The 12554-nt window shown below is 61.8% G+C and carries 14 protein-coding genes; 10 read left to right on the top strand and 4 right to left on the bottom strand.

Going from position 1 to position 12554, the window contains the following annotated elements; genetic code table 11:
- Nucleotides 1-40 precede the first annotated feature (40 nt).
- The 4 genes from K3177_RS00120 to K3177_RS00135 form a co-directional block, all read right to left on the bottom strand.
- Nucleotides 41-994 (bottom strand): hypothetical protein, encoded by a 954-nt coding sequence (locus tag K3177_RS00120; protein WP_221596208.1) that lies wholly within the window; start codon nucleotides 992-994, stop codon nucleotides 41-43.
- Nucleotides 995-1139: 145 nt separating this feature from the next.
- Entirely contained in the window at nucleotides 1140-1937 is a 798-nt protein-coding gene (locus tag K3177_RS00125) for an SDR family NAD(P)-dependent oxidoreductase (protein ID WP_196847947.1), read from the bottom strand.
- Nucleotides 1938-1951: 14 nt separating this feature from the next.
- On the bottom strand, nucleotides 1952-3091 hold the full coding sequence (locus tag K3177_RS00130; RefSeq protein ID WP_221596210.1) for an acyl-CoA dehydrogenase family protein: 1140 nt from the start codon (nucleotides 3089-3091) through the stop codon (nucleotides 1952-1954).
- 4 nt (nucleotides 3092-3095) lie between these two features.
- Nucleotides 3096-4280 carry an acyl-CoA dehydrogenase family protein gene (locus K3177_RS00135; RefSeq protein ID WP_103022318.1) on the bottom strand — a complete coding sequence of 395 codons (1185 nt, stop codon included), beginning with the start codon at nucleotides 4278-4280 and terminating at the stop codon, nucleotides 3096-3098.
- A gap of 177 nt (nucleotides 4281-4457) precedes the next feature.
- Here K3177_RS00135 and K3177_RS00140 point away from each other — a divergent pair, with 177 nt between their 5' ends.
- The 10 genes from K3177_RS00140 to K3177_RS00185 all read left to right on the top strand — a co-directional run bounded on the left by K3177_RS00140 (nucleotide 4458) and on the right by K3177_RS00185 (nucleotide 12501).
- The gene (locus tag K3177_RS00140) at nucleotides 4458-5318 is read left to right on the top strand and encodes an SDR family NAD(P)-dependent oxidoreductase (RefSeq protein WP_221596212.1); all 861 of its coding nucleotides are present in this window, start codon (nucleotides 4458-4460) and stop codon (nucleotides 5316-5318) included.
- Nucleotides 5318-6793 carry an MFS transporter gene (locus tag K3177_RS00145; RefSeq protein WP_221596214.1) on the top strand — a complete coding sequence of 492 codons (1476 nt, stop codon included), beginning with the start codon at nucleotides 5318-5320 and terminating at the stop codon, nucleotides 6791-6793. The genes K3177_RS00140 and K3177_RS00145 overlap by 1 nt, the downstream gene beginning before the upstream one ends.
- Before the next feature lie 80 nt (nucleotides 6794-6873).
- A complete protein-coding gene (locus K3177_RS00150; RefSeq protein ID WP_103022315.1) occupies nucleotides 6874-8208 on the top strand; it encodes an acyl-CoA dehydrogenase family protein in 1335 nt (444 codons plus the stop codon).
- The gene (locus K3177_RS00155) at nucleotides 8208-9296 is read left to right on the top strand and encodes a Zn-dependent alcohol dehydrogenase (RefSeq protein WP_221596216.1); all 1089 of its coding nucleotides are present in this window, start codon (nucleotides 8208-8210) and stop codon (nucleotides 9294-9296) included. Before K3177_RS00150 ends, K3177_RS00155 begins: the two co-directional genes overlap by 1 nt.
- Nucleotides 9296-10375, top strand: coding sequence for a phosphotransferase family protein (locus K3177_RS00160; RefSeq protein ID WP_221596218.1), 1080 nt, complete (start codon nucleotides 9296-9298; stop codon nucleotides 10373-10375). The genes K3177_RS00155 and K3177_RS00160 overlap by 1 nt, the downstream gene beginning before the upstream one ends.
- Nucleotides 10376-10421: 46 nt before the next feature.
- A complete protein-coding gene (gene dapD / locus K3177_RS00165; protein WP_221596221.1) occupies nucleotides 10422-11246 on the top strand; it encodes a 2,3,4,5-tetrahydropyridine-2,6-dicarboxylate N-succinyltransferase in 825 nt (274 codons plus the stop codon).
- Nucleotides 11247-11327: 81 nt separating this feature from the next.
- A complete protein-coding gene (locus K3177_RS00170) occupies nucleotides 11328-11639 on the top strand; it encodes a hypothetical protein (RefSeq protein WP_199797710.1) in 312 nt (103 codons plus the stop codon).
- Nucleotides 11640-11658: 19 nt separating this feature from the next.
- A complete protein-coding gene (locus K3177_RS00175; protein ID WP_103022312.1) occupies nucleotides 11659-11886 on the top strand; it encodes a hypervirulence associated TUDOR domain-containing protein in 228 nt (75 codons plus the stop codon).
- A complete protein-coding gene (locus K3177_RS00180) occupies nucleotides 11886-12077 on the top strand; it encodes a DUF3008 family protein (protein ID WP_103022311.1) in 192 nt (63 codons plus the stop codon). Before K3177_RS00175 ends, K3177_RS00180 begins: the two co-directional genes overlap by 1 nt.
- Nucleotides 12058-12501 carry a DUF1810 domain-containing protein gene (locus K3177_RS00185; protein WP_221596223.1) on the top strand — a complete coding sequence of 148 codons (444 nt, stop codon included), beginning with the start codon at nucleotides 12058-12060 and terminating at the stop codon, nucleotides 12499-12501. The genes K3177_RS00180 and K3177_RS00185 overlap by 20 nt, the downstream gene beginning before the upstream one ends.
- Nucleotides 12502-12554 lie beyond the last annotated feature (53 nt).

Genomic DNA, 12554 nt, shown 5'->3' on the forward strand with positions numbered 1-12554 from the left:
CGGACGGGCGGGCCGGTCGCCCTGCCCGTCCAGTTATGGATCAGCTGCCGATCAGCGATCCGATGTATTTGCGCACATCGTCTTCGTCTTCCTCGCCTTCATCGTCCACCTTGACGACATAGAAGACGACGAACACTTCCTCGCGCGAAGGTCCGGCGAGCGATCCGACGAAATTGCCGGCGAAGCCATTGGCTTCGTCCTCGATCAGCCCATTGAAGAATCCGTTGGTACCCACGTTCCCGGAAATGGGGAGAACGGCCCGTACGACGTTATTGCCATTGACGGTTTCCAGAATACGGATCGTGCCGTTGATCTTGATGTTGTTCCCGTCAGGACCGACGACCAAAGTGGTTTCGGGCGACGTGATGGCGCCGGACGGCGTTACGCCTGCCTCGCCGCCGGTCGCCTGCGGCGTGCCGGTATAGGAAAGGTTGGCCGTGATAGTGGTATCCGTGGTGACCGGATTGAAGAACAGCGCATAGCGGAAGCTGCGCAGCGTGCCGGGCACCGTGTCGCGGATGAATGACTGCGACTTTTCATAGGCGACGCGCAGAACGTGCTCGAACGGCAGCTCCATCTGGAGCCCGTCCGTGGTTCCCTTGCGATACGTCCTGATCGTGGGGGACGAATTCAGCAGGTTTGCTGCCGTGAAACTTTCCAGCTCGAGCGTGTCGGGCCAAGTGTATTCGACGTTCTCCGGCGCGACCTCATATGTGATCGTGCTCTGGCCGTTGCGGCGCGAACCGTCGCTCCACACTTCGGTGCCGCCTTCCGGCGCGAAATAGGCGAAGGCATAGGCCGAGTTGGTGATGCTCGACGTGAAATCGGTCGAGAAATCGAAATCGACTTCGGTCGGCGTCGGCGTGGGGCTCGGCGAGGGCCCGGGCGTCGGGCTTTCGGTGGGGGTCGGGGTCGGCGAATCGTCACCGCCGCACGCGGTTACGAGAACGCAGCACAGTGCTGCACTGATGGCACGGACGGAAACACTACGCACTTTATCGACCCCTCACCGCTGGCGAATGCCGGCTGACTGCTTGAAAAATATTCGCGCCAGTTAGCTTGGCAGCAACGCCACCCGCAAGGAAATTCCGCTCTCCTTCAACGGGTAGTGGCGCTTATCGGATCAACGGTTCGAACCCTTATCCCGGATCGGCAAAGTGGGTCGGAAGCAGAGCATTCACAATGCCGCCATCGACCGTCAGCGTCTCGCCGATGGTATAGTCCCCGGCCCGGCTGGCGAGGTATACGGCGGTGCCGCCCATATCCAGCTTGTCGCCCACGCGCTTGCTCGGGATGCCGGCGGCCGATTTCTCCTCATGGTCGCGCGCTGCACGGTTCATGCTGGAGGGGAAGGCGCCGGGAGCGAGGCTGGTGACGTAGATGTGGTCCTTCACCAGCCGCGCCGCCATCCGGCGGGTCAGGTGGATAAGTGCCGCTTTCGAGGCCTGATAGCTGTAGGTTTCCCAGGGATTGACCCGCTGCCCGTCGATCGAGGTGATGTTGATCACCTTGCCCGGCTTGTCCGCACTGGCGGCGGCGGTCAGCAGCGTGTGCAGTTTCTGGGTCAGGAAGAACGGCGTCTTCACATTGAGGTCCATGACCTTGTCCCAGCCCGCTTCCGGGAATTCGAGATAGTCGACGCCCCAGGCCGCCCCGGCATTGTTGACGAGGATATCGAGCTTGCTCTCGCGGCTCGACAGCTCTTCCACCAGCGCCTCAATGCCCGAGATCGTCGACAGATCGCCCTGGATGCCGATCACCCTGTCGCCCAGCTCGGCGCAGGTTTCCTCGATCTCGTCGATCTTGCGCGCGCTGATGTAAACGCGCTCGATCCCGGCGGCGAGGAAGCCTTCGACGATCATCTTGCCGATGCCGCGGCTCCCGCCCGTGACGAGCGCAACGCGCCCCTTGAGGCTGAACAGGTCTTCAAGCGTCATCATGTCTCTCCCGCTCAATAACCGCTCAGCTCGGCAACGCGGCCGGCGTGGTAATACTGGTCGCCCAGGAATTCCTGCAGCGCCCGGTCGCGCTTCATGTAGAGCCCGATGTCGTATTCGTCGGTCATGCCGATGCCGCCATGCATCTGCACGCCTTCGCGCACGGCCAGTCCCGCCACCTTGGCCACCTTGGCCTTGGCGACCGATGCCATCAGATCGGCCTTTTCGCTGCCGCCGTCGACAAGCTGGGCTGCCTTGATCGTGACCGCGCGGGCGATCTCGACTTCGGAATAGAGATGCGCGGCGCGGTGCTGCAGCGCCTGGAATTCGCCGATTACCTTGCCGAACTGCTTGCGCTGGCGCAGGTAATCCACCGTCATGTCCATCGCGCCGCGGGCAACGCCCACGCCTTCCGCTGCCGAACCGACGCGGCCTGCCATCAACATGGCGTTGAGGACTTCGCGCCCGCCGTCGACTTCGCCGATCACGGAATCGCCGTCCAGCTCCACGCCGTCGAAGGTGATGTGGCTGGCCATCGAACTGTCGACCAGGCGCACGCTGTCGTGGCTCATGCCCGCGGCATCCTGCGGCACGGCGAACAGGGTCACGCCTTCATCGTCGCTGTCACTGCCCGAAGTCCGGGCAGCCACCACGATCATCTCGCTGCTGGCGCCATAGACGACGAAATCCTTCTTGCCCGACAGGCGGAAGCCATTGCCCGATTTCTCGGCCTTGCAGGCAATCGTTTCGGGCCGGTGCTTGGGCCCTTCGTCGATGGCGACGGCATAGACCTTGTCGCCCGAAATCAGGTCCGGAAGCCAGCGGCCCTTCACATCGTTGCTTCCGTGCTTGAGCGCAGTCGCAGCCAGCACGGAAGAAGACAGGAAAGGCGACGGCGTCAGATTGCGCCCGATTTCCTCAAGCACGATGTTCGCTTCCACCTGGCCCATGCCGAGCCCGCCGTCGTCTTCGCCCACCAGCATGCCGGTGAAGCCCATTTCGCCGAACTGCTTCCACAGGGCATGGCCGAAACCGTCCTTGCAGTTGCGGTCGCGCCAGTGGCGCAGCTGGTTCTTGATCGACCCTTCTTCCGCCATGAACTGGTTGGCGGTTTCGGCCAGCATCGTCTGGTCGTCGTCGTAATACAGAGGCATCGCGTCAGGCTCCCGGCAGGTCGAGAATACGTTTGGAAATGACGTTGAGCATGACCTCGCTCGTACCGCCTTCGATGGAATTGGCCTTGGTGCGCAGCCAGCTGCGGGCGGTCTTGCCACCGTTGCTCTCTTCGCTTTCCCATTCCAGCGCCGCACTGCCGCCCGCTGCCATCAGCAGTTCATGGCGGCGCTTGTTCAGCTCGGTCCCGGCATATTTCAGCATGTTGGGCTGGGCGGGATGCCCCTTCCTGGCCTTCAGTTCATCCATGAACTTCTCGCTCATCGCGGTGAAGGACAAGGCATCCACATCGAACATGGCCATTTCGGCGCGCAGCACCGGATCCAGCAGGCCCGCACGCGACGTCACGGCACCCAGCGAAGAGGCACGGTCGCCGCCGCCGGTAGCCGAAATCATCTCGCGCTCGTGGCCGAGCAGATATTTCGCCACGTCCCAGCCGCGGTTGATCTCGCCGACATAGCCGGGAATGTCCTCGCCATAGCTCTTGGGGACGGTGACATCGTCCATGAAGGTTTCGCAGAACGGGCTGTTGCCGCTGATCAGCTTGATCGGCTTGGTGCTGACGCCCTCGTTCTCCATGTCGAACAGCATGAAGGTGATGCCCTGGTACTTGTTCTCCTTGTCCGTGCGGACGAGGCAGAAAATCCAGTCGGCTTCGTCGGCATAGGACGTCCAGATCTTCTGGCCGTTGACCACCCAGTGGTCGCCCTTGTCTTCACCGAACGTCTGCATCGAAACCAGGTCGGAACCGCTGCCCGGCTCGGAATAGCCCTGGCACCAGCGAATTTCGCCGCGCGCGATTTCGTTGAGGAACTTCTGCTTCTGGCCTTCGGTGCCGAAATGCAGCAGCGCCGGGCCAAGCATCCAGATGCCGAAGCTGGACAGGGGCGGGCGGGCGTTGATGCGCGCCATTTCCTGCCGCAGGATCTTGCCTTCGGGCGGGGTCAGGCCCGCGCCGCCATAGGCCTTGGGCCATTCGGGCACGGTATAGCCCTTGTCGCGGCACGCCTCGAACCAGGCTTTCTGCGCATCGCTTTTGAAGCTGGCATTGCGGCCGCCCCAATAGACATCGCCCTCGTCACGGACGGGTTCACGCATTTCGGGTGGGCAGTTGGCCTCGAGCCATTCACGCGTTTCCGCGCGGAAGGCTTCCAGATCGCTGTCGGACATGTGCCGAATCCTCTCTTCTAAAGCAGCGGTATGTTGACGCTTACGTTAGGGTGATTCGCATGGCATGTGCAAGACCACTGGCGATGGTCCGCATTGCCGTAACGTCAGCCGGAATGCGTTGACGCGGCGCAGCGCTCCCCTAAGCTTGAAACGGAGAAATTCGGGGAGAGAGTAGGCATGCGATTCTCGGGCAAGACCGTAATCGTTACTGGCGCAGCGTCGGGAATCGGCGCTGCTGCAACTGCGCTGTTCGCCAGCGAAGGTGCCATCGTTTTCGCCGCCGATATCGATGTCGACGGGGGCGAGAAACTGGCCGCCGATACTCCGGGTGACGTGCGCTTCGCCCGCTGCGATGTCTGCGATCCTGCTGCCATAAAGGCGCTGATGGACCGCGCAGGCGATGAAACGGGCGGTATCGACGTCGTCTTCAACAATGCCGGCGCCGGTGGCACCCGCGCCGACATCTCCGAAATGGAACCGGATGACTGGGACCGTACGATGGACCTGCTGCTGCGGTCCGTGGCCTTCGGCATCCGCTATGCCGTTCCGCATATGAAGGGGCGCAAGGGTGCCAGCATCGTCAACGTATCCAGCGTGGCGGCCGTTGGCCCGGGCTACTCCCCCACCGCCTATGCCGTGGCCAAGGCGGGCGTGCTGCATCTCACCAAATGCGCGGCGACCGACCTTGCCCGGCACGGCATTCGCGTAAACGCAGTCCAGCCCGGCTTCATCAATACCAATATCTTCATTGCCAGCCTGGAACTGACGGGCGAGATGAAAGCGATGGCCAAGGCCGCGATCGCGCAGATGTCCGCCAACGCCCAGCCCGTGGCGCGCGGGGGCCAGTCGATGGATATCGCCAATGCGGTCGCATTCCTCGCCAGCGAGGAAGCCGGCTTCGTAACCGGAACGTCGCTGCTGGTGGACGGCGGTCTGACAGTCGGTCCGCGCCATAGCTGGGACCCCGAAGAACCCGGCCTGCTGGCTTCTCTCGAAGCGATGGAAGCGCAGGCCAGGGAGGCGCAGAAAGCCCCCTGATGCCCTTCGTCAAAGGCCCCCTCCCCCAGCGTCTGAAGCTGGCCCACGGCTTCGGGGCCGTGGCCTTCGGCGTGAAGGATTCGGGCTTCAGCTTCTTTCTGCTGCCCTTCTACAATCTCGTTCTCGGCGTGGACGCCAGCACGGTCGGGGCGGCACTGGCGACGGCGCTGCTGATCGATGCGCTGGTCGATCCGCTTCTCGGCCATCTGTCGGACCGTACATATACGAAATGGGGCCGCCGCCTGCCGTGGCTGTATCTCGCCCCGATCCCGCTGGCCGTTCTGTGGACCCTCCTGTGGTCGCCGCCCTTCACCGGCGCGCCGGGCTATTGGGATATCGTCGCACTGGCCGTCGGCGTGCGCCTGCTCCTGTCGGCCTGCGAAGTGCCGTCGGTCAGCCTGGTGCCCGAAATCACCGACGATTACGATGAACGCACCACGCTGTTCCGTTATCGCTTCCTGTCGGGCTGGCTTGGCGGCCTGCTGATGATGGTACTGACCTTCACTCTGTTCCTGCCCACCCCGCAATCCCAGCTCCAGCCTGAAGGCTATGCGCTCTACGGGATGTTCGGGGCGGGCCTGATCGCGCTTTCGGTCATCGGTTCGGCGGCGGCCCAGCACCGCGTCGTGGCGCATCGCCCGCCGCATCGGCCCCCTGCCTTCTCGATCCGCAATGCTTTTTCGGAAATCTTCGATGCCTTCCGCGAAAAGGCCTTCGTCATTTTCGCGCTTGGCGGGCTGGCCGCTTACATCCTTCAGGGCATGACCTTTTCGATCACGCAATATGTGAACCTCTACGTGTGGCAGTTCAGCGATCTGGCCTTCAAGCTCTATCCCGCCGTCCTGTTCCTGTCGGTCGTGCTCATGTTCCTGATCGTCAGCCCCATCCATCGCCGCTGGGGCAAGCCGAAAGCCGCCGCCATCTCCGCGCTGGTCGGCCTGGTATTCTACTGCGGCCCCTATTTCCTGCTGCTGGCAGGCGCATGGCCGCCTCCGGGAACGACCGCTTCCACCGTCCTGCTGTTCGCCCTGCTGATCGTCGCCAATACGTCCAGCGTCATCTCGATCATTTCGGCCACCTCCATGGTCGCTGAAATTGTCGAGGCGTTCGAAGAACGCACCGGCAAGCGGGCGGAAGGCACGTTCTATTCGGGCAACTGGCTGGTGCAGAAATGCGCCACCGGTGGCGGCATCATGCTGACCAGCCTGATCGTGCAATCGGTCGATATCGCCCCGGGCACGCCGCAGGCCGCTGTTTCGCCCGATGCCGTGCGGCAACTGGTGGTGCTGTTCGTCATCGCGGCCAGCGCGCTGGCGCTCTTCGCAGCCTTCTGGCTGGGGCGCTTCCCGATCACGCGGGCTCAGCACGAAGCGCGGGTGGCGAACCGGCTGTCGCGGCGCCCGCCAACCGAAGAAAACGACCCGATCGATGATGCCGTGCGCGCCGACCCGGATGCGCATTCGATAACCCCCTGACCGGCCAAGCGGGCTTGGCTTGGCACTAACCTTATGCCAGTTTCATGGCGCAACCGAATTGAGAGAAGAGGACAGATACGATGGATTTCGAACCCACTGAGAGGCAAGCATACTGGCGCGACCGGGTGAAGAATTTCATCGACGATCACGTTCGCCCGGCCGTCTCGACCTACAAGAAACAGGATGCCGAAGGCGAACGCTGGAAAGTCATTCCCGTGGTCGAAGATCTCAAGGCCAAGGCGAAGAAGGAAGGCATCTGGAACCTCTTCATGCCGCCCCGCAACGACGGCCATCACCACGTCGAAGAAAGCTTCGAATTCGAAGGCCCGGGCCTTACCAATCTGGAATATGCCCTCTGCGCGGAAGAAATGGGCCGCATCGGCTTTGCTTCGGAAGTGTTCAACTGCTCCGCGCCCGACACCGGCAATATGGAAGTCTTCCATCGTTACGGAACGCGCGCGCAGAAAGACCAGTGGCTGACGCCGCTGATGAACGGCGAAATCCGCTCGGCCTTCCTGATGACCGAACCGTTCACTGCCTCGTCCGACGCGACCAATATCGAAACCCGGATCGAACGCGACGGCGATGAATATGTCATCAACGGGCGCAAGTGGTGGTCGTCGGGCGTGGGCGATCCGCGCTGCAAGGTTGCCATTGTGATGGGCAAGACCGATTTTTCCGCCGGGCGTCACGCCGCGCAATCGATGCTCCTGATGCCGATGGATGCTCCGGGCGTGAACATCCTGCGTCACCTGCCCGTCTTCGGTTATGACGATGCCCCGCACGGCCACATGGAAGTCGAACTGAAGGATGTGCGCGTTCCGGTCGACAACATGCTGCTGGGCGAAGGTCGCGGCTTCGAAATCGCGCAGGGCCGCCTCGGGCCGGGCCGCATCCACCACTGCATGCGCACCATCGGCGTTGCCGAAGAAGCGCTCGCCAAGATGTGCAAGCGTCTCCAGGAACGCGAAGCTTTCGGCAAGCCCATCTACAAGCACTCGGTCTGGGAAGAACGCGTGGCGCGTGCCCGTATCGACATCGACATGACCCGTCTGCTCTGCCTCAAGGCCGCAGACATGATGGACAAGGTCGGTAACAAAGCAGCCAAGCAGGAAATCGCCATGATCAAGGTGCAGGCGCCCAATATGGCGCTGCGCATCATCGACGATGCCATCCAGGCGCATGGCGGCGGCGGCGTGTCGGACGATTACGGTCTGGCCAATGCCTATGCCCACCAGCGCACGCTGCGCCTTGCCGATGGTCCGGACGAAGTGCACGCACGCTCGATCGCGCGGATGGAATTTGCCAAGCATCTTCCCCAAGCCGGTCCCACGGCCAATGCCCTGCGCGAAGGTGCGGCGCCAACATCGGGCAACGACAACCACAGCTCGGGCGACATGGGGGCGACACGCTGATGGCAAAGGCAGCTATTCTTGAACAGGTCGGCGGGCTCACGATCGGCGAGGTGGAACTCGCCGATCCCGGACCGCATGAAGTCCTGATCGACACCAAGGCATGCGGCCTGTGCCATTCCGACCTCCACTTCATCGACGGTGCCTATCCGCACCCGCTTCCTGCCATTCCGGGTCACGAAGCGGCGGGCGTGGTGCGCGCGGTCGGATCGGAAGTGAAGACGGTGAAGCCGGGCGATCACGTGGTTTCGTGCCTGTCCGTCTTCTGCGGACACTGCGAATTCTGTGTCACCGGCCGTATGGCCCTGTGTCTTGGGGCCGATACGCGCCGTTCGGCCGACCAAACACCCCGGATCATACGTTCGATTGACAAGACTCCTGTAGGGCAGATGCTCAATCTGTCCGCCTTCTGCGAACAGATGCTGATCCACGAAAATGCCTGCGTCGCCATCGACAAAGACATGCCGCTGGACCGTGCGGCCATCATCGGCTGTGCCGTAACTACCGGAGCGGGAACGATTTTTAACGCCTGCAAGGTCATCCCGGGCGAAACCGTGGCCGTGGTCGGCTGCGGCGGCGTCGGTCTCGCGGCGATCAACGCAGCCAAGATCGCCGGCGCGGGCAAAGTCATCGCCATTGATCCCCTCGCCGAAAAACGTGAACTCGCTCAAGTACTTGGCGCCACCCACACGGTCGATGCCATGGCCGATAACGCGGTCGAGGAAGTCATGAAGATTTCCCGCGGCGGCGTGCATCACGCAATCGAAGCCGTCGGCCGCCAGGCCTCCGCCGACCTGTGCGTGAAGATCCTCCGCCGCGGCGGCACCGCCACGATCCTCGGCATGATGCCGCTGGACTGCAAGGTCGGCCTCGGCGCCATGGACCTCCTGTCGGGCAAGAAACTCCAAGGCGCGATCATGGGCATGAACCACTTCCCGGTAGACCTCCCCCGCCTCGTCGATTTCTACATGCGCGGCCTCCTCGATCTCGACACGATCATCGCCGAGCGTATCCCGTTGGAGAAGATCAACGAGGGATTCGAAAAGATGAAGCAGGGAACCTCCGCACGCAGCGTGGTGGTCTTCGACTGATGGCCGAAGAACAGGCGATCGATTTCGACAAGGAAATGGTCGGCACAATCGAGGTTCCCGAAGCCGACCGGATGGACCTCGACGCGCTGTCAGAGTGGTTTACGGCCAATGTCGAGGGCTTCGAAGGCCCCCTGAGCTACACCAAGTTCAAGGGCGGCCAGTCCAACCCGACCTACCGGATCGACACGCCGACGTGCAGCTATGTGCTGCGCCGCCAGCCTTTCGGCAAGCTGCTGCCAAGTGCGCATGCCGTGGACCGGGAATACACGGTGATGCATGCCCTCGGGCCCACCGGCTTCCCCGTGCCCAAGACATACGGCCTGTGCGAAGATCCCGAGGTTATCGGTTCGAAGTTCTTCGTCATGGGTCTCGCCGACGGGCGCAGTCTCTGGAACGGCTCCCTGCCCAACAATACACCGGCCGAGCGAAGAGAAATCTACAACTCAATGATCGACACTTTCGCCGATCTCCACACCAAGGATCCGATTGCCATCGGGCTTGGGGATTTCGGCAAGCCGACCGATTATTGCGCACGTCAGATCAGCCGCTGGTCCAAGCAGTACAAGCTCTCCGAAACCGAGCACATGCCCCAGATGGAACGGCTTATCGAATGGCTGCCCGAGACCATCCCGCCGCAGCACGAGAGCAGCGTGGTCCATGGCGATTACCGGCTCGACAATATGATCTTCCGACCAGATTCCAACGAAGTACTCGCAGTGCTCGATTGGGAACTGTCCACCCTCGGCGATCCGATTGCGGATTTCAGCTATCTGATGCTGAACTGGCATAATCCCCATGACGGGCGCGCTGGGCTGGAGGGTCTCGACCTCAAGGAACTTGGCATCCCGTCGCAGGACGAAGCAGTGGAGCGCTATGTAGCGCGCACCGGCTATCCCGTACCGCCCATGGACTGGTACTTTGCCTATAATCTGTTCCGCCTGGCGGGCATTATGCAGGGTATTAAGAAACGCGTGATCGATGGTACCGCTTCTTCCGCTCATGCGAAGTCGATGTCCGAACGTGTCGCGCCGCTGGTCGACCGGGCATACCAATTCGCCACGGCAGCAGGGATGGACTAGCGCAGCAACGCTGCTAACGCGTGCTCCGAATTATCCGGAGATGAAGATGAGCGCCGACCTCGAAAACCGCATCGAAGCTGCGTGGGAAGACCGCGCCAATGTCACTCCGCAATCGAGTGACGTGCGCCAAGCGGTCGGAGCGGCGCTCACCTTGCTCGACAGCGGCGAAGGTCGCGTTGCAGAACCCGATGGCAAGGGCGGGTGGACCGTCAACCAGTGGCTGAAGAAAGCTGTCCTGCTCAGCTTCCGCCTCAACGACAATCGGGTCATGGAAGGCGGGAGCGCCGGCCATCCTGCATTCGACAAGGTTCCCAGCAAGTTCGCCGGCTGGGATGATGCCCGTTTCCGCCAGGCCGGGTTCCGCGTTGTACCCGGCGCAATTGCGCGCGAAGGTGCCTACATCGCCCCAGGCTGCGTACTGATGCCCAGTTTCGTCAATATCGGAGCGTACGTCGGCAAGGGCACGATGGTCGACACTTGGGCCAGCATCGGCAGCTGCGCGCAGATCGGCGAAAATTGCCACATATCGGCCGGTGCGGGCATTGGCGGCGTGCTGGAACCGATGCAGGCAAATCCCACCATCATCGGCGACAATTGCTTCATCGGCGCACGGAGCGAGATTGTCGAAGGCGTGATTGTCGGTGAAGGCTGTGTCGTAGCCATGGGCGTTTTCATTACCCAGTCGACCAAGATCGTCTATCGCGACACCGGCGAGGTCATCCGCGGACATATACCCCCTTACTCGGTGGTCGTACCCGGAGCCCTGCCGGGCAAGGATGGCGGTCCGGGCCTGGCCTGCGCCGTGATCGTCAAGACGGTGGACGCCCAGACGCGAGAGAAAACCGGGATCAACGATCTGCTGCGCGATTAGCGCAAAGGAACATTCCCCGCACGGAAGCGTAAATCTCCCTGATACCTGCGGGTTCGCACATTTTTGAGGGAGTATTACCGCGTGCACAAAGAAGGCGAAGAGATCCACATCGACGAAACCGAAGCAAGCGGTGGCTCGAAAGAGGGCGTCGTACGCTGGGTGCTGGCCGGAGGTTTGCTTCTGGCAGTGATCCTTTTGTCGATTACCTGGATTATTCCCGCAATGACCACCGGCGATGTCGAGGAAGAAGGCACAGTGAGCGGTCAGATTTCGTCCATGGAAGACGGTAGCAGCGATACCGACAGCATCGTGACCGATCTGGGCGATGACGAGGCGACAACGCAACAAGACCGCACCACCACCGAAGACGGACTGGAAGTCGTCGAAAACTGAGCATCTGCGGAGAGGTCGCATGAGCAATTCAAACAGTTTCAGGTCCGGCCAATATGTCGAATGGAGCTGGGGTAACGGCAAAGGCAAGGGCCAGATTTCGGAGCGGTTCGAACGGAAAGTCACCCGCACCCTGCAGGGTGCGGAAGTGACGAAGGATGGCGACGGAGACAATCCGGCTTATCTCGTCCGGCAGGATGATGGCGACGAAGTCCTGAAATTAGGATCCGAACTGGAGGCGCAGAACTGATGCCTGCACAATCGAAAGCCCAGCAACGCGCGGCCGGCGCTGCGTTGGCCGCCAAGAGAGGCGAGACAAAGGTCGGTGACCTTCAGGGCGCTTCGAAAGACATGTACGATAGCATGAGTGAAGACGAGCTCGAGGATTATGCCTCGACTAAGCTCGACGGGCTCCCCGACCATGTCGACGAAGACGACTGAACGTAGCGAGTTCGCCCATTTCCTGAACGCTCAGGACGGCGGCGCTTACGACGCTGCCCTTGCCGAACTTCGCGAAGGCAAGAAGGTGGGCCACTGGATGTGGTTCATCTTTCCCCAGATTGCCGGGCTAGGCAGCAGTGCAAACGCCCGGAGATTTGCGCTTGCCGACAAGTCCGAAGCGACGTCCTATTGTACCCATGACGAACTTGGCCCGCGGCTTTTTGAAGCGACGGAAGCAATGCTGGACTGGGCCGGCACAATGTCAGCGGAAGATATTCTCGGACCTGTCGATGCACTGAAGTTTCGAAGCTGCATGACGCTTTTCGAACTCGCCTGCGGAGATGAAGACGCGCAAGTCTTCTCCGAAGCGCTCGAACAGTTCTACGACGGTGAGCGCGATCCCCTCACACTGGCAAAACTCTGACGGCGTCTCCAGCGCCAGCTTACGGATTGTCGCCTGGGCATCGCATGTTGGCG

The organism is Qipengyuania pacifica, assembly GCF_019711555.1.
In the GTDB taxonomy this organism is placed as follows: Bacteria; Pseudomonadota; Alphaproteobacteria; order Sphingomonadales; family Sphingomonadaceae; genus Qipengyuania; species Qipengyuania pacifica.